The following is a 22462-nucleotide window of genomic DNA, read 5'->3' as shown; positions in this document are numbered from 1 at the left end:
ACAAGGATCAAACGTAATATGAATCAGGCTCAGAATCTTCTTGGCGCCCTGCCAGGCACGGGCACGGAACCCAATCCGCTGCTTGAATACTGGCGCAGCCTCAACAAACGTAAATGGGCAATTATTTTATTTGCGCTGACCGTGGCCGCCGTTGCCACTGCGGTGGTGTTCTCGATTGCGCCGTCTTACCGCTCAACCACCACGGTGCTGATCGAATCGAGCCGCCAGAAAATTCTGTCGGTCGAAGAAGTCTATTCCGGCGTATCAGCCAACCGCGAATATTTCCAGACGCAAGCCGAGATTTTGAAATCGCGCGATCTGGCCATCAGCACGATCAAGGCGCTGAAACTCTGGGAGCACCCGGACTACGACCCGCGCCTGGCCGCCAGCAAAAAAACCTTCTGGTCGCAATTTCTGAAAACCCAGGATGAAGAGCAGATCAGCTGGAATGAAGACAGCCTGGCTGCAGCAGTGTATCCGGTGTTCGAGAAAAATCTGGATGTCGAGCTAGTGCGTCTTAGCCAACTGGCCAAGATCAGCTTTACCAGCACCGACCCCAAGCTGGCTGCCAGCGTACCGAGCAAACTGGCCGAAATGTATATCGAGAGCGATCGCGATGCGCGCATGCAAATGGCGCAAACCGCCGCCAAATGGCTGAATGAACGCCTGGGAGGCTTGCGCCAGAAGCTCGATGCTTCAGAAAAAGCACTGCAACAATACCGTGAAGCCAATGGAATTATCTCCTTGGGCAAGGAAGCACAAGGTGGCGCAGCAGCCCAGATCAGCAACACCACCGAGCAACTGATTGCGGCAAAAATGAAACGTGCCGAGGCTGAAAATGCCTACCGCCAAGTCACTAGCGTAAAAAATGGCGATTACAGCAGCGTACCCGCCGTGATTACCAACCCCCAAGTCGCCGACGCCAAGCGACAAGAAGCTGAAGCAGAGCGCAAGGTATCCGAGCTGTCGCAACGCTATGGCACCGAGCACCCGCGCATGGTGCAGGCAGAAGCTGAGCTGAAAGCCGCCCGCGCCAACGCCAAGCGCCAAGTCGATGCCGTAGTGGGCAGCTTGCGCCAAAGCTACCAGGCCGCACTGGGCACCGAGCAGGCGATTGCCGGTGTACTCGGGCAAGCCCGTGGCAATGTATCCAATCTGAACCGCAAAGAAGTCCAGCTAGGCGTACTGGAACGCGAAGCCGCTGCCAACCGCCAAGTGTATGAAAGCTTTGTGGAGCGTGCGAAAGAAACATCTGCTGCGCAAGATCTACAATCGGCGATTGCGCGGATTGTGGACAATGCCAGCATCCCGCTCAAGCCCATCAAACCGAAAAAAGCGCAAATCATCCTGATGGCCTTCCTGCTTGGCCTGCTCACCGCAGCTGCAGCAGCTATTTTGCTGGATCGACTCAATAACACCATTAACAGCAGCGACGATGTAGAGCGCCTGCTGGGCTTGCCGCTGCTCGCCGCCCTGCCGCTGCTGCCGAAAAAGCAGGCATCCAACAATGGCCGTCTGGTGGTGGAAGACCCCAAATCAATCTACGCCGAAGCGATTTACACCGCGCGTACTGGCGTTGCCCTGTCTTCTATCGACAGCACGCAACGCTCGCTGCTGATTACCTCCAGCTTGCCGAACGAAGGCAAAACCACGTTCGCCGCCAATCTGGCGCTGTCGCTGGCCAGCACCCGCCCAACGCTGCTGATTGATGCCGACCTGCGCAAGCCGGGCATGGCGCGCAAAATGGGGCTGAATCCTGCGGCCAAAGGCCTGACCAATCTGGTTACCGGTACTGCCACGCTGAGCGAATGCTTGCAGCGTGTACCCGGCAGCGATTTACTCTGCATCGGCACCGGTGATGCACCACCGAATTCGCTGGAAATCCTGATGTCCAAACGCTTTGCCGAGCTGCTGGCGCAATTGAACGAACAATTTGAAATGATCGTGATCGACGCCCCGCCGGTGGGTCTGGTGAGCGATCCGCTGGTGCTCGCACCGCTGTGTACCAACACCATTTTTGTAGCGCGTGCACAGGAAACTGCGCATCCATTAGCCAAGAAGAGCCTGGCTCGCATCAGTCAGGCGGGCGGGCATATCATGGGTGTGACGCTAGGCCATCTGGACTACAAAAAAGCCGAACGCTACCACGGCCAGTACGGAGCCTATGGGCAGTATGGCAAGGCATACGGCAGCTAGATTGGTCTGCAGGGCAATACCCCTGAGTTCGTAGGATGGATAGGCGGTTTTATGCCGCGTATCCACCGGGGCGTGATATTAATCAGAGTAGCGTGATGGTGGGTTACGGCCGAAAAACCTTTTGTAGTTTTAGGCAAGATCGTGGCGGCCTAAGCCACCCTACGCATGATTAACGCCCGACAGAATAGCAAGCAAGGTACTCAATACGCGCTGTATGCCAGTAAAATGGACCACTTCCCCCTTTGACAAAGGGGGATTTCACTTTATTTGGGCAGTAAAATATTGTTCTAATAACGCCAAAATCCCCCCATCACCCAGGGGAAATAATGATGAAGAGATTGCGTAGATATTGATAAAGGCACGCGCTGCAGCATGATAGACCTACACTGCCACATCCTTCCCGGCATTGACGACGGCCCAAGCAATATGGAGGCGGCGCTGAGTCTGGCTGCACTGGCGGTAGCCAACGGCATTCACACCGCCGTGCTCACTCCGCATATTTACCCTGCCCGCTGGAACAACCAGCAAACCCAGCTGCGCTGCGAGCTGGAGATTTTCCAGCTGCACCTCAATAGCCGCAGAATACCGCTGCAAATACGCTTGGGCGGCGAAGTGCGGCTGGGTGAAGACATACTGCCGCTACTGGAACGCGATGAAATACCCTATTTGGGTGAAGTAGATGGCATGAAGATCATGCTGCTGGAATTTCCCGACAAGCTGGTTCCGGTAGGCAACGAGCAACTGGTACGCCATTTTTTGCAGCGCGGCATACGCCCGCTGATTGCCCACCCGGAGCGGAATCTGGCCATCCAGGCCAAGCCCGACAAGCTGCAAGCCTTACTCGATCTGGGCTGCTGGCTACAGATCACCGCCGGATCACTGCTGGGCCAATTTGGCCGCAGCGCCAAAAAAACCGCCGAATTACTGATGGATAATGACTGGGTATATGCGATGGCCAGCGACTGCCACAACGCCGATTACCGCCCACCTAACCTGCAACAAGGCCACGCCGCAGTCTGCGCCCTGCACGGGCAGGACTATGCCGATATGCTGGTCATCGACAACCCGCAGCGTATTATTGGAAACCCGGCATGAAGCTGAGCCCACGCATCACCAACCTGATCAGCATGGCCGCCATCGCGCTGGGCATGATGCTCAGCGTACTGATTATCTGGCCCAGCCTGCAGCAAGCCTGGTACGACCTGCATACGCTGCAAGCGCGCAAGCAGATAGACCGCTGGCTCAGCAACCCGCAACAGGCTTTTGAACTGGAAGACTGGATTGCCGCGCGCGACGCCTTGCAAGAAGCCAACCGCGCCTGCCCTGCTGTCGCACAATACCACATTGAGCTGGCACGGCTGCAGGTATTTCGCGCCATCAAGGCACAGCAAGCCCCCGCCATACGCGACCGGTTTTACCAGCAGGCCAGCGAGCACTACCGCATGGCGCTGAATGTGCAACCCAACAACATCCACAGCATGGCCAATCTGGTGCAATTTAAAGCGTATCTGGGGCAAGCCGACGCCGAATTTGCCCAGCTATTTCAGCGCGCGCAGCGCATAGCCCCACATGAAGCCGACATCCAGCTCACACTGCTGAATGCCGGCTACCAGAACTGGCCACGCCTCACACCTGAAATGCACGCCCAAATCCGCCAACTGGAAAACCGAGCGCTACAGCAACAGCAACAAAAAGTGCGTAAACTACAGGCCAATTATCCCAACCTGACATTCTGAATTACAGCCCCAATTGCCGCAAATAGCCGCCCACCACCAGCCCAAATCGCCTCGCCTGCGCCAGCTAAAGTGGATCACCCTCGCTCTGGGGCTGGCCTGCGCGCTAACAGTGAGCGCCGGGCTCACTGATTTTTCCAGCAAATTGCTTAATGCAGTAAGCCGGAAATGGGGTACGCCTGCCTACCAGCGCCTGCTGGCCTGGCAAGAAGTGGTGCAGGAGCAAAAACCCAAAGCGGAAAACCAATGGACCAGCAGCAATAACAGCGCCACCCTGAACACATTAAAAATCACCAACGCATTCTTTAACCGCATTCCTTATTACAGCGACCAGACGCACTGGGGCACGGAAGACTACTGGGCCACCCCCATCGAAATGCTAGGGTCTAACGGTGGCGATTGCGAAGACTACGCCGCAGGCAAATATTTTAGCCTGCGCGAGCTGGGTGCCCCCGTAGGCCAGCTGCGCATGGTGTATGTGCGCGCGCTGCGCCGCAACGAAGCCCATATGGTACTGGCCTGGTACCCCACCCCGGAAGCCGAACCCCTCATCCTGGACAACCTGATCGGCGACATCAAACCCGCCTCGCAGCGCACCGACCTGGAGCCGGTATACAGCTTTAACGACGACGACATCTGGACCGGCAACACCCAGCGCAAAGGCAGCGCCAGCCAAATCCGCTTCTGGCGCGAACTAAAAGAAAAAATGGCCCGCGAACAGGCCATGTAGTCAGAAATAGCATTAACGTAAAAATCTGGATTTTGACTCATGGAAAAAGGCGGGATCAATCAGCAGCACTCCCCTGTGTGAACATGAGCAACTACAGAAGTTTTTCGCAGTCGTTCCCCCCTTCGTCGAAGGGGGGCTAGGGGGGCTTTTTGCACTATTAGGACAAAGGGATTTCTACAATGCCAACAAACTAAGCAGCCCGCCTCCGCCACCAGCGCCACACTCCAATCACCAAGCATGCGGTCACCACACCAGTCGACCCAGCCAGCCAATCAGCCAGCTCAGGTGAGCGCCCCGGCTGATACTGCTGCAGGTATTCCTCTAAAGCGCCCAATGCGATTGGCCCACAGAGCAATACCCATACATGCCATCGCGTAGCCCACGCGAGCAAAAACGGAATACAGAAGAACACACCAGCATGGACGTATTTATCAATCGGTACAGGATAGAGCAAGCGGACGTCAGGCAAAGAAAGCCAAGCTCGTAACAGCCACAGCACTGCGGTTACGAGTGCAAGCCTGAACACAAGTGATAAATGCATATACCCCTGATTTAATAAAGGATCGAATGAGATCCAATAAAAATATGAAGCAGCAAGCAACCCTGCTTCTACACGATTTGACATTGTAATTGAACTAAATATTAATAATTCACTTAGATAGCCAAATGTTTCTTTAGCAAATCATAGACGCCATACTTTAAGCCCTTCTGCTTCAAGCGCTTTTTGATCGAGAACGCCTTTCACATCAATAACACATCCCCCTCTAATAATTTGTCGAGCGATATCCTCTGCTTCCAAGGCAAGATATTCTTTATGGCTAACGGCCAAAATAGTAGCGTCTGCACGGGGTAATTGCGTCCAATCAGCTAATCGAACACCATATTCTTCATAGGCCTCATCGGCGTCAGCCTGAGCATCATGTACCGACACCTCAACACCATAACTCTGCAATTCGTTAATAATGTCTATTACTTTTGAATTTCGCAAATCAGCGCAATTTTCTTTAAATGTTAAACCTAAAATATTTACTCTAGCACCTTTAATATAGCTCCCGGTCTTAATCATCTGCTTGACCGTTTGTTCTGCAATATATTTACCCATGCCATCGTTAATGCGTCGACCTGCCAATATTACTTGTGGATGATAACCGACCATTTCAGCTTTATGAGTTAAGTAGTAGGGGTCAACGCCAATGCAATGCCCCCTACCAAGCCGGGTTTGAACTTGAGAAAGTTCCATTTAGTACCTGCAGCATCTAAAACCTCATTAGTATCAATTTCAAGTTTATCGAAAATAATAGCCAACTCATTCATCAATGCAATATTCAAGTCACGCTGGGTGTTTTCAATCACTTTGCACGCTTCCGCCGCTTTAATCGTGCTGCAGCGATGTACACCTGGTTTTACAATCTGCTCATAAAGAGTTGCTACTTTTTCTAAAGTATCAGGTGTATCACCAGATACTACTTTCATAATCGTAGTTAAGGTACGCTCACGATCACCTGGATTAATACGTTCAGGTGAATAACCTACAAAAAAATCTTCCTTCCATTTCATTCCTGAAGTTCTTTCAATCTCAGGAATACAAATTTCTTCTGTAGCGCCAGGATAAACAGTCGATTCGTAAATGACAATTGCACCTTTTTTCAAATAGCTACCGATAAATTGGCTCGCACCGATTAATGGTGAGAAATCAGGTCGATGCGCATCATCAACCGGAGTCGGGACAGCAACAATAATATAATCAGCATCCTTCAAAACGGCAGGATCAGAGTAGTACTCAGCATGGATCGCTGATGCCATCTCTTCATCAGACAATTCAAAAGAAGGATCTTTACCCTCCCGACATTTCTCAACTTTATGCTCAGAGATATCAAAGCCAATTGTGCGCGTTTTCTTACCAAATTCGACCACTAACGGCAAGCCTACATAACCCAAACCTAAAACAGCTACAATACTCATAACGCAGACCTCTTTAAAAACTAGATACTAAAAATTTATCAAATCATTCAAGAAAAAACAATCTTCAATCAGAGAAATCTCTGCACAAATCTTTTAATAAACTTAAACACAGACAATCTACGTTGCAGAACCAATCTAAATCCTAATTTAAAAAAACTAGGCCAAGAATATTCACTGCAAAAATGCGATAGAACATGGTATCGAAGATTACAGTATTGATCTGCGCTTAACTCATTTTGCATATAATCGAGCCAAATATATGATTTTTCTGGGGTACCGGCTCTTGATATCGATTTTTTATCACTTCTATCAATAAAAACAAAACCTCCCAGCTTTTTTAGTTGTCCGCCTTTCTTGAATATATTACGGTACAAGAAATCCCAATCTTGATGCCTTGGCAAACCTGATGTAAAGCGAAACTTTCGAGCCGACAAAAAAACCAGAGTACATGTATTTGCAATACCTTCATGTCGATTTAAAGTAAAATCAAGAAAATTGCTATGGTCAACATTATTTGGAAATTTAGAGCATGAAGCACCAGACTTCATATCGCAATAGAAAGCGCTTGCATCTGAATTTAATATAAAATTATAGTCTTCCTGAAAATCTCTGAATATAAAATAATCATCACTATCAAGTAAATATATAACCTCGCCTACGGCCAGATCCATACCATAGTTACGGCAAAATGCGGCACCCTGATTACTTTTCAATCTAAAATATTTATCATGTTTTCTCAAATTCAAAGATTGATAACTATCAGATGAGCAGTCATCAATTACTATAACTTCAGAATATTCACTACCTGGGCAGGATAGAACACTATCAACGGCTCTTTGCGTCAAATCTACTCGATTATAGGTAGGGATGATAACTGAAAATTTAACCATTATTTTTTTCTCGACCAAGCTGAACAACCATAGAGTAAACCAAAACCATAATCAACCATCCAGATTTTGCTGTATCAAATAGAGAAGACTCAGTGATATTATGAAGCAGCATAAAAACAAACAAGAAGCTCATTTTTAAAACTAAATTTCTCAAGCCCCAATCCATGGTTAACATTCGAACAATGAGATACAAAAATATTACAGTCAACAAAAAACCAATTAATCCAGTTTGTGCTGCAATATCAAAATATCCATTATGTGCACTTGCTGCCAAGACCTCCCATCCAGACGTATAATCATAAAGAGGCGAATTCAAACCCACATGAAAAATAGACGAAAAACCTACGCCAAGTAAATAATTATCAGCTATTATTGCAGACACAACCTCCCATATACCACCACGCCCTGTGAATGCATCAGAGGAAATTACTTTATTCAACACAAATAAAAACAGAAGAAACACAAAAAATATCAAGAAAACAAAACTCAATGAAGCAACGAAACTCACCACTCGACGATCAAAATTGGAAGACATGTAAAATGCATAAATCAAGGTTGGAATAAGCAAATATATTGATGATTTCGACTTAGTCATTAAAAGAAAAAGAGTACATAAAAAAACAAGAATCAATAGATATGTTTTTTTAGCTCTAAAATAGTCAATTACAAGTAACCCAACCAGAATGGAAGCCAGCATACCGGATACATTCTTATGGGGAAACAGACCTTTCCAACTGCCTACTAGCTCGAAGTCAAGTGCACTATATGTATGCTTAGCTTCCGGTACGATAGGAATAGATAAGTAAGACAAGCCAATTAAGATCAGAAGCACCAACTGCAAAATATTTAAACTTTTCTCTATACCAAGTATTGATACAAAGGTATAACCACACATAAATACAATTACAGTATTGACGAGCCTTCGGAAGGCGACATCAGGAACCTCTGACCAAGTCAATGTCAAGCCAAAATAGAGAAAAATAACACAGGCAAATAAAAAATATGGCTGAAGGTAAATAATGCGAGCTTTAACTTTAGACGTAAAAATAGCCAACATCGCTAATGACAGGCACGCTATAAATGCAAGCTGCTTAACTAGATCACCCTGCCCAGTTTCAATCAAATCGCTGATATTGCCCTCACCTGCAAATAGCTTAAAACCTACAGAACAGGAATATATCAGTAGTACATACCCAATAATTGAGAACCATTCTGTCAATTTGGACTCGTAATTTTGTTGATTCAACAAACATCACCCCCATAGAATTTTTTATTCAATCTAAATACTGATGATACCTTTCCAAGCTGCCTAGCAATCGAACAGAGTCTCTTGGGCATTCGGCTAGGATTCAACAAATCACCAATTAAAAGGATAATATTAGCGCACACAGCAAAAGTAGAATACGCAATTATCTTTACTTTTTGGACATTTGGTTTGCTAGAGTATTTAATTGATATCCGTGCATCACAGCTACCAATTCGATAAGATCGCCAAAATGCCCATTGAATAGTTGCTCTAGCCAAAGGGATAGCCTCATAACATATTGCATTTCGCGCATATGCAAATGTGCAACCTAATTTTTTAGCTCGAATAAAAAAATCTTTGTCTTCTCCACCTGTGAGACCAAACTCTAAATCAAATTGTAAAGTTGGATTTTTTCTAAAAAAATTACGAGATAATAGAACAGCACCGGATGCCTCAATCAGATCTGTAGCACCGTCTTGCCTAGGGCTATCAAAATATATATTTAAATGTTCCATCCATGATTTTTTTTTGACATGAGTAAAATCAGGTAGGATGTGAGCACCGACCACATCAGCATTATAAGTTTTTTGAGTATTCATAAGCTCAACCAACCATGATGAATCTACGAACTCATCATCATCGATCATTACTAAAAAATCGAAATCATTCTCAAAAAATGCAAATTCCATAATTCTATTTCTTACTGCGCTTATACCCTTGCCTAAAACTACTGAAGTACTTACCTTTAGGTTAGTCAGCGATGTCGACATAGAAGCTATCGTTTTTACGCCCATTTGCTGAACAGAGTCATTGTCTGCAACGAATACATCAATTGGGAGATAATTAAATGACAAGTTATTGAGAGAGTCCATTAACTCTTCGAGGCTTTCTTTACGTTTAAATGTAGGAACCCCGATACAGATTTTAAAATTAGTTGACATATTTTTTAGCCCGATTTCTCATCAGTAAATAAAGCAGAAAGTCAGCTAGTACAATTGGAATTAAAGTTAAATAGGGCTCCTTCAAATAAATCATTAGCCCAACTAACGAAATGCACAACACCGCGGACAGTAACGTAGATCTAGCAAGATATCGAAATTGATCAGCAGCCTGCAACAGTATACTCGAGGAATTCCTGAATACCTTTAGAGTGCTTGAAAGGGCGATAAGTAAAAAGGAGAAAATCAAAACTCCAGAATCTAATTTGAACTTATTCTCAAAAGCATTAATAAAGTAGAAAATAACTATAGCCGCAAAGATAAAATTCACTAAAAAAAACGCGGAAGAAAGGATAAATCCTTGCTTTAATTCAGTACAGCATGATTCTTTATCACGCATTTTCTTTGCAACTACAGGTCTCTTTATCTGGCTAATGGCTGTCAAAACAACTCCAACTGGCCTGAAAAATAGCTGCAAAAATGCGATAGGCGCAAATGCCGCTGGGCCAAAAAATACAGCTAGAGCATAACTATGTCCACTACTCACTACTTCAGTAGCAATAACCCCCTGAAGCGAATGCTTTCCTTGGGATTTAAACCCTCTCTTAAAGAGATCAAAGTGTTTTAAATTAGTAAAATCAAAATGATGACGTAACAATCGGAGATCAAACGAGAACATAGAGAAGAATACAGGCAACAGTAGTCCTAAACAGGCGAATTGAAAATTGTCTGAGGCAACTGCAAATATAAGTAGTGCAAAACCCATCACCATAAAAAAATATATCAAATCGCAATAAAATACAGGTTCATGTCGCTCGAAGTTCGCGTAATACAATCTTAGAAACCATCTGAACAACGAAAAAACACATGTAAGAGCAAGTACACTAGCCGAATAGAGATCATCGAGCATAAAATATGCTGTCAAGAAAACTAGCAAGGCAAAAAAAAGTGTATATATCAAATTCACATTGCAAAATACTTTCAACGACTCATCGTTAAAATCTGAATACTTTAACAAAGGCGAACCGAATACTGCATTCGATATAGCAAAACCCAACCCTTGCAACACCACATAAAATGCAAAAACGCCATATTCCTCAACAGACAGTACTTTAAGCAAAACTAGGCCAAATGCTAGATTTGCTAAAGAAGCACCGCCATTACCTGCTACAGCTTTTAACAATGATTTCATGACTACATTATTCTTATTTTAAGTTTTGATGATAAAACATAAAAGAACAACCTAAAGCAATTTACTGGATAGCTGATTAAATAACGTTTAATTGTATGATGCTCCTTATACATTCGATAAAAAGCCCTCAATTTTAAAACATCAACCCATACAGGATAATAGTTCGTACTTGTAGATGACTCTTGTCGAATAAAACCTCCAGACGTGAAACCCACGCCTTGAAATCCGTTGCACCTTACATCCCTCAAAAAATCTTCTTGAATTCCTGCACCTAAGCTTGCGATTAGCACCTCTGAATCTGATGAAATAATCTCTTCAATTACTTGCTCTCTTCTTCTCTTAGTAAAATACCCATCAGAGGATCCTGAGATATTTAGAAGTGGATAACGTTTTTTGATTTTATCTATAAATCGCTCTAGCTCAGCATCTTTACCACCAACAAAGAAAACTCTCAGGCCATTATTTTCACATGTGCGAAAAACAGGATCTGCAATGGAGGTAAAATCGAAGCTAAATCGCCTAACTTTATGTAAAGTTAGGATAGAAAAAAGTGCAGACAGCAGCATACCATCGCACAAATACTTTATATCTTGCTGCGGAAAATCAAATGCTGTAGATAACGAGGCAAGATTAAGAAATGAATAATCAGCACAGACCATATCAGTCGTGACATCAAATTCACCTTTGACATTAATGAGCATAAATCTCTACGCCTTAATATGCATTTTTATTAATAAATCCTTTGAATATCGTGAAAAACACAATCTTCAAATCGAGAAATAAAGACCAGTGCTCCAGATAATGCAGGTCGTAATCCACCCGTGCTTCCATCTTATCCAGCGTATCGGTTTCGCCGCGCAGGCCGTTTACTTGCGCCCAGCCGGTAATACCAGGCTTCATTTTGTGGCGCAGCATGTAGCGGGGGATGAGCTCTTTGTAATGATGGTTGTGCTCTACTGCGTGCGGGCGCGGCCCTACTATGCTCATGCGGCCTTGTAGCACATTGATAAACTGCGGTAGTTCATCCAAGCTAGTGCGGCGCAAAAATGCGCCTAGCGGGGTAATGCGGCTGTCGCCCTTGGTGGCCTGGCTTACATGGCCGTCGCTTTCCTGGTGCACTTTCATACTGCGGAATTTATATACAGTGATTTCTTCACCATTCCAGCCATGGCGGCGTTGCTTGAAAAACACCGGCCCTGGGGATGTGGCTTTCACCGCAATGGAGATGGCAATCATGATCGGGCTGATCAGCAGCAGAATCAGCATGGCCAGAATATAGTCTTCCACCAGCTTCACGATCTTGTTAATCCCGCCCAGCGAAGAGGCCGAAATATCCAGCATGGGCACACCCATGATGAAAGTGATGCCGTGGTTGATAATGCGATAAGTCAGCATATCGGGCACCACGCGAATATCGGCGGCGCTGTGGCGCAGTGCGTGCAATACCTTGGGGATGAGCTCGGTGTCGTGTGCAGCCAGATTGATCCAGACCTCATCAAAGTCATAGTGATCGGCCAGATCCTCCACTTGCTCCAGTGCATGCGGATTCACAATCTGGCTAATCCGATAGCCGCTCCACGCAGATAGGCGGGCACGATCGCTCAGCGCGGCGCTCATCGGGCCAGTGCCCACCAGCAATACGTCACGGGTGCGATAGCCTTTTTTGCTCAGCCAGCGCAGCACTAGCATAAAGCTGCTGCGCTCGATCAGCAGCCCTATCAGCATTATCCCCATCCAGGTGCCGATAAACAGCCGCGAATAATCGCTGGCACTTTTGGAGAACACCAGCCAGGCCATCAGCAGCACGGACACAGCAAACCAGCATAGCTTCGCGCGGGCAAACACGGCCCACCAGCTGCCGCCGCGGAAAGACTGGTACACCGCCGAGGACACACCCGCCATAATCAGGCTGGTGGCCAGCACTAGGGTGGCATAGCTGTTATGCAAACTCGGGTCGCCAAACCGCCAGTAGGCCGCAGCATAGGCAGCCCCCCAGACGACCAGCATGTCGCACAATAAAATCAGCTTGCTAACAATGGTTGTGCCATGGCGAGTTGCGCTTTTTCGCATTGATACTTACTGCCTCATCGGGTTATTCAATTTGGTTTAAATTTCGTGTTTGCGGCAATAGCGCCGCAGGGCTGAGTCAGCAGCCCTAGTTTGCGCATAGCGCAGCAACACGCCTGTCCGCATCCAGCACAGCTGGCGGTAGTTCATACCATTGGCAATTGAGTGGAAGTGTGGCTAGCCCGTTTTCCCAGTTCATCACTCCGCTGGGCATTGGCTCAGGCCTTGTATTGCTTGGCGCAGCAGGCATTTGCTGTAGCGGCTCAATCCGCTTTTGCCCGACTTTTCAAATCGGCATGCACTTGTTTTTGTTTAATCTTTACATATGATTTTAACATAAATATTACATGTCTAATTAATTACAAAAACAGCACATTTAATTGGCAATATATTTGAATATTAATAAATTCTAATAATCAAATTTAATGAATACTGTTCGGCGTTTTTCAATTTAAGAAAAATTTAATCTCAAAAACACCCACACCTGCCCATTTTTCATGCAAATGACGTTGACAACTGTGTGCCATCTCACTACCCTCGGGGGCAATGACGTATTCACCCTCATAGGTTAAAAATCATGAACTTAAAATCAATTGCTCTGGGTCTGGCGCTATCAGTGTCGCTGAGCCTGACTGCCTTTGCAGCGTTTGATAAAACAATGACGCCTGCACAGATCGAAGCCATGGTGCAAACCATGAAAAAAGAAAATAAAACCGCCGAAGACATCACGGCGGCGGCACTGGCTGCAGGCATTTCAGCTGATCAGGTTGCGGTGACATTGTTGAATCAGGGTTTTAAAGCTGATGCCGTGGCTGCCAGCTTGGCCAAAGCAGGCGTAAAAACCGATGCCATCATGTCGGCTATGTCAGCAGCAGGTGCCAAAGGCAGCGAGATTGCCAGCGGCCTGGCTTCAGCAGGCGTATCCGAGCAAGCCATTGCAGCAGCAGCCGTGAGCAAAGGTCTTGACCCGGCACAGTTTGCACAATCGACAGCATCAGGTGACAACCCTGCAGCCAACAACGCAGCTCCCCCTGCAGCTGGCAATGCTGCAGCGCCAGTATTGGCCTTGCCTAGCGCGCCTTCACTGGGCGGCGGTGGCGGCTCTGCGGTTTCGCGTAATTAATTTGTGCCTTTTTTGGTAAACCCGGGAAGATGCCTTGCGCATCTTCTTTTTTTTGTGTTGTTCAATCGTTCTGCCGCATTTCTCATTGCTAACGGTTGATACGCTCAGGATGTATTGTCGTGATGGTCAATTCTGCCGACCTCCGTTCGGATCGTGATGCGCCGCTGTTCTGGCTGCTGATACTGCAATTGGTCTGGGCGCCCGTGCCTTTGGCGAGCAATCGTACCTGGGCGGTGGGTATTTTGCTCTTGCTCACTTGCGCGCTGTGGCTGGGTGCGGTGTGGATATTCCGTGGGCAATGGTCTGCGGTTTGGGCGCGCTGCCTGCAATTCAAACTCCCCATAGGTATATTGCTGGGTATATTACTGGTAATTACTTTCCAGACCATACCCCTGCCTCATTCGATTTTGACCACACTATCTCCCACTGTGGGGGAAACTTGGCATCGCGTTGCGCCGCTTGGCAGCGCAACTTTGTCGCTCAATGCCGCGCATACCCAGCTGCAAGCGGCCTTGTGCCTCATTTACGCCTCGGCCTTTCTATTCACGGTGTTGCTGGTGCGCTCGGCCCGCCGGATGAATACGCTGGCGTATGCCCTGATTGGCATGGCTCTGTTTCAGGCTTTACTGGGCGGCTATCTGTTTTCGGTCGAGGCGCAGTACGAGCTGTTTACCAGCGAAGTGCTGCACGACCGGATGCGCGGCACTTTTGTTTATCACAACAATACCGCAGCCATGTTGGCAATGTGTTTATCGGTGGGGATTGGGCTGTTTCTGGTGCAGCTGGAAAAATCCAGCCCGGCCACCAGCAAACGCTGGCTGGTGCATGGACTGGATTTTCTGCTTAGTCGGAAAATGCTGCTGCGACTGGCGCTGGTGATTTTGGTGATTGCACTGGTGATGACGCGCTCGCGCATGGGTAACGCCGGTTTTTTCATCGCCATGCTGCTGAGTCTGGCGCTATACGCGGTGTATAGCCAGAAAACACGCAAAGTGGTGCTCGTCCTGCTAGCCAGCCTGATCGTCATCGACATCTGGATTCTGGGGCAATGGGTTGGGCTGGATAAGGTCGTGGCACGGCTGGAGGCCACGCAGATCAGCAAAGCCGAGAAAAAGGAGCTGGCCGCCCAGGCGCAGCAGCAAGCCAGCGACGAGCTAAATTTTGTCAAACCCCGGTTGGAAGAATCAGTCGAAGAGCGCGCGCTGCCGATTGCCTATGCGCGCCCGGCGATTGCCGATTATTTCTGGTTTGGCTCGGGAGCCGGGACTTTCTACTCGATTTTCCCGCAATACCGCCCCGCCGAATCGCGCGGCTATTATGATCATGCTCATAACGATTATGTCGAAATCCTGACAGACTACGGCGTGATCGGCGCCAGCCTGTTTGCACTGCTGGTTCTGGCCTCGTTCTGGCGAATTATTCGCACCATTCAGACTCGCTCGCACCCGGTAGCCAAGGGCATTGCACTGGGCGCACTGATGGCGATGCTGGAGATCGTGCTGCATAGCACGGTGGATTTCAATCTGCAGATTCCGGCCAACGCGCTGCTGATTACAGTGATTATCGCGCTGGGCTGGTGTGCGTCGCAGGTCGATAAAGCGCCACCTTCATTAACCCGTGTGCCGCCCCCGGCGGCCGATTGATCGAGCCAAAGGCCATCATGTCATTACGGATCAAGTTTTTAATCGGCCTCACCTTATTGTTTACGGTGCTGATGGCCGGGCTATTTATCGAGCGAGTGCAGAGTACGCGCCAATACGCGCAAGAGCAACTCTCGGCCACCGCGCAAGATGCGGCGTCATCGCTAGCCTATCCGCTGGCACGCGCGCTGGGCAAAGACGACGTGATTCTGGCCGAAACGGCGATCAAGGCCTTGCTTGATCGCGGCTACTACCTGCATATCGAGATTATTTCGGTGCGCGGCAATAGCCTGGCCAAGCTGGCTCAGGCCAGAACAATCGAAGGCGTTCCCGCCTGGTTTGTCTCGGCCTTGCCGCTAGAGCTCACGCCCGGCAGCGCGCTGATCAGCGACGGCTGGCGACAGATGGGCCGCGTGGTCGTGGTGAGCGATCCTGCGCTGGCGTATCAGCAACTCTGGAAAACGCTGACGCGCACCACGGCGATTCTGAGTCTGGTCTATATCATTAGCCTGCTACTAATGGTGGTGCTGGTGCGCCAGCTGCTTAAACCACTGCGCCAGATCGAGCAATCGGCGCAGCAAGTACAGCAAAGGCAGTTTCACCCGATCAGCGATCTGCCCGGCACGCGCGAATTTCGCCGGGTGGTCGAAGCATTTAACGTGATGATTGAGCGCGTACGGCAGTTTCTGGCCATTGAGCAGCAGCGTGCCGAAGAATACCGCCATCAGGCCTTTACCGATCCGATCAGCGGGCTGGATAACCGGCGCAGCCTAGATTTAAGGATTGACCATATTCTGAAAAACCAGCCGCACGACAAAAACGCAGCGGCCATCGCCGTTCAGCTGGCCAATCTGGTCGAATTTAATACGCAGGAAGGCTATCAGAATGGCGATCTGGCAATTGCCGAATTTGCCCGCGCACTGCGCGACACCATCGGCCCACAGGCGCAGATTGTGGCACGGCTCGATGGCACCACCCTGCTGGCGCTGCGCTACGATCTGGACGAGCAGCAGCTGGTTCAGCTCAGCGAAGATATTTTGCTCTCGCTACGCAGCATCACCATCAAAATGCCCAAGCCGATCCGCTATGCGGTGGCGATTGTGGATTTTGCTGCCGGAATGAATAAATCCCGCCTGCTGGGCGCGGTCGATCTAGCTTTGCAGCAGGCCTTGTATGGCGGTGGCGAAAGCATCCAGCGCACCACGGCCAGCACCAGCGGCGACGACTACCCCAGTGGCTCGCAGGAATGGCGCGAAGTGCTGCAAACTGCCATTCGCAACAAGCACTGGGGTATACAGTCGCAGCCAGTGCAAACCATAGCCCACAAGGCAATACTCCACCACGAAATTACCGCCACACTGCAACACGATCAGCAGCCTTGGATCAAGGCCGCGCTGTTTGTGCCGATGGCCGCGCGCCACGGCCTACTGGAAGAAGCCGAGCGCTCTTTATTCGAGGTGATTATCGGCAAGCTGAAAACCAGCCCGACTCTGGCCGGGGAATCCATCGCGCTCAATATGGGGCTGCTTGGCGCTTTGGGCACGGTAGAGGGGCAGGATATTTTTCTGCAGCAGCTGGATAAAATCAAAGCCTACGCCAGCCGGATCGCATTTGAAGTGCCGGAACATCAGCTACTGGCTCACCCCGAGCTGGCCAAACGGCTGGCCAAACTACTGGCCGATAGCGGCTTTCGCTTTGGCATCGACCATTTCGGTTTTTCCGCCAGCGCAGCATCGCTGATGCAAACCCTGCGCCCACAATACGTGAAGATTGATCGGCGCTTGATCCGGGATATGAACGATCATCAGGATTCGCGCCAGATGATTGCCTCGCTGCTGCAAGTGGCCGATTCGCTCAATATCCTGACCATTGCCCAAGGCGTGGAAACGCAGCAACAATGGCAACAACTGGAAGACATGCAGCTGAAAGCCGCACAAGGCTACTTGATTGGCCGCCCAAGCGAAGTGATTTAAGCCGCATCGCCAAGTACATCAAGCAATAAAAAAGGAGAACCGAGGTTCTCCTTTTTTCTGCGTCATTTTCGGCACTCGCCAGCATTCACCACAGGTATTTACACCATGGCGGGCAGCAGCGCCTGCTTCATTTTTTGCAAGGCTTTGGCTTCGATCTGGCGAATACGCTCGGCAGAGACCTGAAACTCAGCCGCCAGATCGTGCAGGGTCGAAGATTCGCCTTCATCAGTCAGCCAGCGCGCCTCGATAATGCGACGGCTACGTTCATCCAGCGAATCCAGCGCTGCGCCAATACCTACCGATTGCAGCTGATCCAGGCGATTACGCGCCATCACGGCAGTCGGTTCGCTATGGCTATCGGCCAGCCAGTCAATCGGTGCGTAGCCTTCATCGTCGCCATCATCAGCCACCAGCGCGACGTCCTGCCCGGTCATCCGGGTTTCCATTTCCAGCACTTCTTCGGGTTTAACGCCCAGATCATCGGCAATTTCTTTGGCCTGAGTATGGGTCAACGCGGCAAAGCTGGACTTCATCGAGCGCAGATTGAAAAACAGTTTGCGCTGCGCTTTGGTGGTGGCAATACGCACCAGACGCCAGTTGCGCAGAATGTATTCATGAATTTCGGCTTTGATCCAGTGCACGGCAAAAGAATATAAGCGCACGCCACGGCTGGCTTCAAAGCGTTTCACGGCTTTCATCAGGCCGATATTGCCTTCCTGGATCAGATCGGCTTGCTGCAAGCCATAGCCGCTGTAACCACGGGCAATCGAGACCACTACGCGCAAATGCGACAGCACCAGCTGACGGGCGGCATCCAGATCATTGTGTTCTTGATGGCGGGTAGCCAGATCGTGCTCCTCTTCCGGAGTGAGCATCGGAAACGCGTTCACACGCTGAACGTAACGCTCAATGCTGTCACCAACAGATAGTGCAGGTAGCGTTAGTGCAGTACTCATGATTCGATCTCCTGTCCAAAAATACATTGACTGCTCAATATTAGCACTCTTATTGCTAGAGTGCTAAATCTGTTGAGAGTTCAATGATTGAATCACAGAACAGCAGCATACTGCACGGTAATTATTACTATCGGATGGATAGATTTCGTCTTTCTACAGGCTGGCCTGGCACACGCGGTTGCGGCCTTCGGATTTGGCGCGATACAGCGCCCGGTCTGCGCGGATCATGGCGTCCTGCACCGATTCGGCGGCGCCAACCAGCGCAACGCCCTGGCTAATCGTATAGGAAAAATGCCGTTCGCCCTCTTCCACAACGACTTTGCTATTTTGCACCAAGGCACGGATGCGCTCGGCAATCACCAATGCATGCTCCAGATCGGTGTCGGGTAGCAGAATAATAAATTCTTCACCGCCCGTTCTGGCCATCAGATCGCTGGAGCGCAAAGCCTGAGCACACCAGCGAGCCAATTGCACCAGCGCCTGATCACCGCATTCATGCCCGTAGCTATCATTGATTTTTTTAAAGTGGTCAATATCCAACGCAATCAGGCTCAGTGGCGTGCGCTTGCGTTTGGCGCGGTCGCCCTCTTGCCTGGCTCGTTCGTACAATGCGCGGCGATTGAGCAAGCCGGTCAGCGGATCGGTACGGGCGACCACTTCCAGCTGAGCAATTAGCTCGGTGTTTTTATTGATCAGCTCGATCAGATTATCGTTCACGGTATTGAGCGCGCTGGCCGTCATCTTTTCTGCGGTCAGATCAGTCGCCAGCTCGAAAAAGATCTGCTCGGCATCCGCCGCCGATTTTAGCGCAATCAGCAGGGAGCGCGCCCAGTAAGGGCTACCGTCCGGGCGTTGCCCCGAAAACTCCAGCGTAACCGGCGTACCCTGCTCGGCCAGCGTCAAGTAATAGCCAACTGATAAGCCTTCCGGCTGTAGGCCGAATTCGGCACGCGATTGACCCAGCATGGCTTTGGCGGACTGACCGATCAAACGCCCGTATTGTTCACTGACATAGATAAACCGCCCTTGGCGGTTCATCATTGAAATCAGTGCGTGATCTTTCATCGCCCGCAGCCAGCTGGACTGACTGTTGATCTGAGTCTGTAATTCCTTGCGCAACTGCTTTTCAGCAGAAATATCGACGGCAAACCCGGCAATCCCGCTTAATTGCCCGGCTTCATCGTAAAGGCAGGAGCGATGGCAGCGCAGCGTACGGGCATTTTCACCCGGATAAGGCAGCTCCAGCTCGGCAATACGCGGCTGGCCTGTTGCCAGAACGGCCAGCTCTTCAAACTGGATATGCTCATACAACCAGTCGGGCAACAAATCGGCATCGCTGCGCCCCAGAAACGCTTCGGCAGACAGACCATGCAAGTGCCCCAGCTCGGGATTCACCCAGATATAACACGACTGCAGATCCTTGATCCAAGCGGCCACCGGTAAAGCCTGCAACAAGGCCGCTTCGGCAAAATGGACACTATCGGTATCGTCTTGATTCATGCTGGCCCCGGTCAATTGTACTCAACCACATAGCGATAATAATCACTACGGAAATAGGAGTAGGTCAATTCAAAAGCGCGGCCATTCGGTAAAAAGCTGACCCGGGTCAGACGCAGCAAAGCCTGTCCGGGCACGAAACCGCACAGCTCGGCCATCGCTTGATCGCAGATATAGGCGTCAATTTCTTCCATCGCCTTGGCAATCACCAATTGATGCTCGTGCATGTATTGATACAGCGATGCGCCGACTTCATCGGGGTTGGGCAGAATATGGCTGGGTAAGGTCGTTGACTCGTAGCCAACCACCTGATCGTTGGCGGTACGCAGGCGTTGCAGGCGGCTGACTTTTTCGCCGGTCTTCAGCTTCAGCCGCCACTCTTCCTCCAGATCAGGTTCGCCTGTTTCGCGCTTGAGCCAGACCGAGCCCGCTTTAAAGCCACGCGCATGCAATAGATCGGAAAAATTGCTCAGATGCGACATCGGCTGATCAATCTTGGGGGTGATCTGGTAATACTGGGTACTGGTTTGCAACAGCCAGCTTTCACCGACCAGCCGGTCAAACACCACCTGCACCGTGGCCAGCGGCAAGTCAAACAACTGAGCAAATTGCAGCGCGGTGGGCAAGGATTCGTTGGGCAACCAGTAGCCCGCCGTGATCGCGATTTTCAGCTTCTGGTAGAACTGCACCATCAGCGATTGTGGGGAATTGGGATCGGGGGCGAGGGCCAGCAATTTGCGATCTGAAAGCGGATTGGACTGCATGGTAAAAATCCTCGGTGACAGGCTCTGAGCATAGCAGTACCGCGCCAAATTGCTAATGTGGCCGCAGAGGATCACCTAGCGCATCAGAATTTCTCGCCCCGCAATACGCGCACTTCGGACAACCACTGCACCAGGGCAAAATGCTCGCCAAAACGCTGCATGATTTCCTCGGCCAAGGCTTCGGCGCTGGCGGTATCGGTGATTAGCTCGATCTGGATATTTTCATTGGCGTCAAAATTGCCCCGTTTTTCGCCATGAGCGCCCTTGCCTCTGGCCGCGACGATGGTCCAGCCGCGAATCTTGCGCTCATTGAATAACTCGACCAGATCGTTTTCCAAGACGGCCTCGGTGACCAGCGTCAGCATGGATTTGGGATAGAAAGCCATTGTCTGTCCTTAAAAAAACAGCATCGTGAATTGGTGATACACCGGAATGCCCACCAGCAAATTAAACGGGAAAGTCACCCCCAGCGCAGCACCCAGCGACAAGGCCGGGTTGGCCTGCGGCACGGCCATCCGCATCGCGGCAGGGGCAGCAATATAGCTGGCTGACGCTGCCAGCGTGGCCAGCAACACCACCCCGCCCAGCGACAAGCCCATCAGCAGGCCAAAACCGATCCCGATCCAGCTCAAGGCCAGCGGCACACCCACACCAATCGCCAGCACCAGCGCGCCGTGCTGGCGCAAAATACCGAATTTACCCGCCACGACCAGCCCCATTTCCAACAGGAACAACGTCAGCACCGGTTTGAACAGATCAAGATACATTCGATCGAGCGGCTGAATGCCCTGCGGGCCAGCAATCAAGCCAATCAGCAAGCCGCCAATGAGCAGCACCACGCTTTTGCCCAGCAACACTTCATGCAGCAGCTTGCCCCAGCCATGACCCGCCTGCTTGGCCGCGCCAGCTGCGCTGCCTTTAAGCCGCGAGAGAATCACTCCCACCACCAGAGCGGGCATTTCCAGCAAGACCAGAAACAGCGTGGTTTGTGACTCGTAACTAATATTCAAGCGCGAAAGATAGGCCACACCCACGGCAAAAGTCACCACTGATGCCGAACCATAATGCGCGGCAATGCTGGCCGCATCAACCTGGCTCAGCCGGATGCGCAGCAAAGGATACAACAGCAGCGGGATGATGGAGCCCATCAGCAGCACCAGCATCGCTTGCGGCAACACATCCATAATCGGTTGCTTGGCCAGTGCCAGCCCACCCTTGATACCAATGGCCAGCAGCAAAAACACCGATAGCGTGTCGTATAGCGCACTAGGCAGCTTCAGATCGGATTTGGCCAGCCCGGCAGCCAGCCCCAGCAGAAAAAACAGCACAACGGGATCGATTTGCATGTAGAAATGTTTCACGTTTATTGGAGTAATGGCGCAACTTTACTACATAGCGCAATGCAAAAAAACTCATAAAAACAATGAGGATATTCTGCAAGACATGTTGCTGACAGGCAGATTTCACTGGCAACAGCAGCTAGCAGTAGACGCAGCAGCGAGCATTTTTCCAAGACACCAAAACAACAAAGGGTATTGCCCGCCAAGGCAATACC

The 22462-nt window shown here is 49.8% G+C and carries 21 protein-coding genes; 7 read left to right on the top strand and 14 right to left on the bottom strand.

Annotated elements, in window-relative coordinates:
- Nucleotides 1-18 precede the first annotated feature (18 nt).
- The 4 genes from ABHF33_RS09920 (at nucleotide 19) to ABHF33_RS09905 (ending at nucleotide 4659) form a co-directional block, all read left to right on the top strand.
- The gene (locus ABHF33_RS09920) at nucleotides 19-2196 is read left to right on the top strand and encodes a GumC family protein (RefSeq protein WP_348943815.1); all 2178 of its coding nucleotides are present in this window, start codon (nucleotides 19-21) and stop codon (nucleotides 2194-2196) included.
- Between the two features lie 372 nt (nucleotides 2197-2568).
- The gene (locus tag ABHF33_RS09915) at nucleotides 2569-3291 is read left to right on the top strand and encodes a tyrosine-protein phosphatase (protein ID WP_348943814.1); all 723 of its coding nucleotides are present in this window, start codon (nucleotides 2569-2571) and stop codon (nucleotides 3289-3291) included.
- Nucleotides 3288-3932 (top strand): hypothetical protein, encoded by a 645-nt coding sequence (locus ABHF33_RS09910; RefSeq protein WP_348943813.1) that lies wholly within the window; start codon nucleotides 3288-3290, stop codon nucleotides 3930-3932. The genes ABHF33_RS09915 and ABHF33_RS09910 overlap by 4 nt, the downstream gene beginning before the upstream one ends.
- Nucleotides 3933-3945: 13 nt before the next feature.
- Entirely contained in the window at nucleotides 3946-4659 is a 714-nt protein-coding gene (locus tag ABHF33_RS09905; RefSeq protein WP_348943812.1) for a transglutaminase-like cysteine peptidase, read from the top strand.
- 190 nt (nucleotides 4660-4849) lie between these two features.
- Here ABHF33_RS09905 and ABHF33_RS17020 read toward each other — a convergent pair whose 3' ends face one another.
- The 9 genes from ABHF33_RS17020 to ABHF33_RS09865 all read right to left on the bottom strand — a co-directional run bounded on the left by ABHF33_RS17020 (nucleotide 4850) and on the right by ABHF33_RS09865 (nucleotide 12957).
- Complete coding sequence (locus tag ABHF33_RS17020) at nucleotides 4850-5200, bottom strand: VanZ family protein (RefSeq protein WP_432803979.1); 351 nt, start codon at nucleotides 5198-5200, stop codon at nucleotides 4850-4852.
- 141 nt (nucleotides 5201-5341) lie between these two features.
- Nucleotides 5342-5899, bottom strand: coding sequence for a UDP binding domain-containing protein (locus ABHF33_RS09900; RefSeq protein ID WP_348943811.1), 558 nt, complete (start codon nucleotides 5897-5899; stop codon nucleotides 5342-5344).
- Nucleotides 5830-6621: a nucleotide sugar dehydrogenase gene (locus tag ABHF33_RS09895; protein WP_348943810.1), complete on the bottom strand. Its 792-nt coding sequence runs from the start codon at nucleotides 6619-6621 to the stop codon at nucleotides 5830-5832. The genes ABHF33_RS09900 and ABHF33_RS09895 overlap by 70 nt, the downstream gene beginning before the upstream one ends.
- A 68-nt stretch (nucleotides 6622-6689) precedes the next feature.
- Nucleotides 6690-7511, bottom strand: a complete 822-nt coding sequence (locus ABHF33_RS09890; protein WP_348943809.1) for a glycosyltransferase family 2 protein — start codon at nucleotides 7509-7511, stop codon at nucleotides 6690-6692.
- Nucleotides 7504-8730 carry an O-antigen ligase family protein gene (locus tag ABHF33_RS09885; RefSeq protein WP_348943808.1) on the bottom strand — a complete coding sequence of 409 codons (1227 nt, stop codon included), beginning with the start codon at nucleotides 8728-8730 and terminating at the stop codon, nucleotides 7504-7506. The genes ABHF33_RS09890 and ABHF33_RS09885 overlap by 8 nt, the downstream gene beginning before the upstream one ends.
- Before the next feature lie 23 nt (nucleotides 8731-8753).
- Entirely contained in the window at nucleotides 8754-9698 is a 945-nt protein-coding gene (locus ABHF33_RS09880) for a glycosyltransferase (RefSeq protein ID WP_348943807.1), read from the bottom strand.
- Nucleotides 9688-10887 carry a hypothetical protein gene (locus tag ABHF33_RS09875; RefSeq protein WP_348943806.1) on the bottom strand — a complete coding sequence of 400 codons (1200 nt, stop codon included), beginning with the start codon at nucleotides 10885-10887 and terminating at the stop codon, nucleotides 9688-9690. The genes ABHF33_RS09880 and ABHF33_RS09875 overlap by 11 nt, the downstream gene beginning before the upstream one ends.
- Before the next feature lie 2 nt (nucleotides 10888-10889).
- Entirely contained in the window at nucleotides 10890-11588 is a 699-nt protein-coding gene (locus ABHF33_RS09870) for a WecB/TagA/CpsF family glycosyltransferase (RefSeq protein ID WP_348943805.1), read from the bottom strand.
- Between the two features lie 13 nt (nucleotides 11589-11601).
- Nucleotides 11602-12957 carry an undecaprenyl-phosphate glucose phosphotransferase gene (locus ABHF33_RS09865; protein WP_348943804.1) on the bottom strand — a complete coding sequence of 452 codons (1356 nt, stop codon included), beginning with the start codon at nucleotides 12955-12957 and terminating at the stop codon, nucleotides 11602-11604.
- Nucleotides 12958-13531: 574 nt separating this feature from the next.
- Here ABHF33_RS09865 and ABHF33_RS09860 point away from each other — a divergent pair.
- The 3 genes from ABHF33_RS09860 to ABHF33_RS09850 all read left to right on the top strand — a co-directional run bounded on the left by ABHF33_RS09860 (nucleotide 13532) and on the right by ABHF33_RS09850 (nucleotide 17690).
- Nucleotides 13532-14077, top strand: a complete 546-nt coding sequence (locus ABHF33_RS09860; protein ID WP_348943803.1) for a hypothetical protein — start codon at nucleotides 13532-13534, stop codon at nucleotides 14075-14077.
- 122 nt (nucleotides 14078-14199) lie between these two features.
- Nucleotides 14200-15720 (top strand): O-antigen ligase family protein, encoded by a 1521-nt coding sequence (locus ABHF33_RS09855; protein ID WP_348946628.1) that lies wholly within the window; start codon nucleotides 14200-14202, stop codon nucleotides 15718-15720.
- Between the two features lie 17 nt (nucleotides 15721-15737).
- On the top strand, nucleotides 15738-17690 hold the full coding sequence (locus tag ABHF33_RS09850; RefSeq protein WP_348943802.1) for an EAL domain-containing protein: 1953 nt from the start codon (nucleotides 15738-15740) through the stop codon (nucleotides 17688-17690).
- A 98-nt stretch (nucleotides 17691-17788) separates the two neighbouring features.
- Here the strand turns inward: ABHF33_RS09850 and rpoH are convergent, their stop codons facing one another.
- The 5 genes from rpoH to ABHF33_RS09825 all read right to left on the bottom strand — a co-directional run bounded on the left by rpoH (nucleotide 17789) and on the right by ABHF33_RS09825 (nucleotide 22253).
- Nucleotides 17789-18646 (bottom strand): RNA polymerase sigma factor RpoH, encoded by an 858-nt coding sequence (gene rpoH, locus ABHF33_RS09845; RefSeq protein ID WP_348943801.1) that lies wholly within the window; start codon nucleotides 18644-18646, stop codon nucleotides 17789-17791.
- A 153-nt stretch (nucleotides 18647-18799) separates the two neighbouring features.
- Nucleotides 18800-20146, bottom strand: a complete 1347-nt coding sequence (locus tag ABHF33_RS09840; protein WP_348943800.1) for a GGDEF domain-containing protein — start codon at nucleotides 20144-20146, stop codon at nucleotides 18800-18802.
- 11 nt (nucleotides 20147-20157) lie between these two features.
- A complete protein-coding gene (locus tag ABHF33_RS09835; protein ID WP_348943799.1) occupies nucleotides 20158-20907 on the bottom strand; it encodes a GntR family transcriptional regulator in 750 nt (249 codons plus the stop codon).
- Nucleotides 20908-20990: 83 nt separating this feature from the next.
- A complete protein-coding gene (locus ABHF33_RS09830; protein WP_157314434.1) occupies nucleotides 20991-21293 on the bottom strand; it encodes a P-II family nitrogen regulator in 303 nt (100 codons plus the stop codon).
- A 9-nt stretch (nucleotides 21294-21302) separates the two neighbouring features.
- Entirely contained in the window at nucleotides 21303-22253 is a 951-nt protein-coding gene (locus tag ABHF33_RS09825) for a sodium-dependent bicarbonate transport family permease (RefSeq protein WP_348943798.1), read from the bottom strand.
- Between the last annotated feature and the right edge of the window lie 209 nt (nucleotides 22254-22462).

It is taken from the genome of Chitinibacter sp. FCG-7, assembly GCF_040047665.1.
GTDB classification, from domain to species: Bacteria; Pseudomonadota; Gammaproteobacteria; order Burkholderiales; family Chitinibacteraceae; genus Chitinibacter; species Chitinibacter mangrovi.
Note: the sequence above shows the minus strand (reverse complement) of the source record. Positions and strands in the feature narration are given on the sequence as shown.

Coding starts and splice junctions, on each gene's coding strand:
- ABHF33_RS09920 (WP_348943815.1), top strand. CDS start 19: ATGAATCAGGCTCAGAATCTTCTTGGCGCCCTGCCAGGCACGGGCACG.
- ABHF33_RS09915 (WP_348943814.1), top strand. CDS start 2,569: ATGATAGACCTACACTGCCACATCCTTCCCGGCATTGACGACGGCCCA.
- ABHF33_RS09910 (WP_348943813.1), top strand. CDS start 3,288: ATGAAGCTGAGCCCACGCATCACCAACCTGATCAGCATGGCCGCCATC.
- ABHF33_RS17020 (WP_432803979.1), bottom strand. CDS start 5,200: ATGCATTTATCACTTGTGTTCAGGCTTGCACTCGTAACCGCAGTGCTG.
- ABHF33_RS09900 (WP_348943811.1), bottom strand. CDS start 5,899: ATGGAACTTTCTCAAGTTCAAACCCGGCTTGGTAGGGGGCATTGCATT.
- ABHF33_RS09895 (WP_348943810.1), bottom strand. CDS start 6,621: ATGAGTATTGTAGCTGTTTTAGGTTTGGGTTATGTAGGCTTGCCGTTA.
- ABHF33_RS09890 (WP_348943809.1), bottom strand. CDS start 7,511: ATGGTTAAATTTTCAGTTATCATCCCTACCTATAATCGAGTAGATTTG.
- ABHF33_RS09880 (WP_348943807.1), bottom strand. CDS start 9,698: ATGTCAACTAATTTTAAAATCTGTATCGGGGTTCCTACATTTAAACGT.
- ABHF33_RS09875 (WP_348943806.1), bottom strand. CDS start 10,887: ATGAAATCATTGTTAAAAGCTGTAGCAGGTAATGGCGGTGCTTCTTTA.
- ABHF33_RS09870 (WP_348943805.1), bottom strand. CDS start 11,588: ATGCTCATTAATGTCAAAGGTGAATTTGATGTCACGACTGATATGGTC.
- ABHF33_RS09865 (WP_348943804.1), bottom strand. CDS start 12,957: ATGCGAAAAAGCGCAACTCGCCATGGCACAACCATTGTTAGCAAGCTG.
- ABHF33_RS09860 (WP_348943803.1), top strand. CDS start 13,532: ATGAACTTAAAATCAATTGCTCTGGGTCTGGCGCTATCAGTGTCGCTG.
- ABHF33_RS09855 (WP_348946628.1), top strand. CDS start 14,200: ATGGTCAATTCTGCCGACCTCCGTTCGGATCGTGATGCGCCGCTGTTC.
- ABHF33_RS09850 (WP_348943802.1), top strand. CDS start 15,738: ATGTCATTACGGATCAAGTTTTTAATCGGCCTCACCTTATTGTTTACG.
- rpoH (WP_348943801.1), bottom strand. CDS start 18,646: ATGAGTACTGCACTAACGCTACCTGCACTATCTGTTGGTGACAGCATT.
- ABHF33_RS09840 (WP_348943800.1), bottom strand. CDS start 20,146: ATGAATCAAGACGATACCGATAGTGTCCATTTTGCCGAAGCGGCCTTG.
- ABHF33_RS09835 (WP_348943799.1), bottom strand. CDS start 20,907: ATGCAGTCCAATCCGCTTTCAGATCGCAAATTGCTGGCCCTCGCCCCC.
- ABHF33_RS09830 (WP_157314434.1), bottom strand. CDS start 21,293: ATGGCTTTCTATCCCAAATCCATGCTGACGCTGGTCACCGAGGCCGTC.
- ABHF33_RS09825 (WP_348943798.1), bottom strand. CDS start 22,253: ATGCAAATCGATCCCGTTGTGCTGTTTTTTCTGCTGGGGCTGGCTGCC.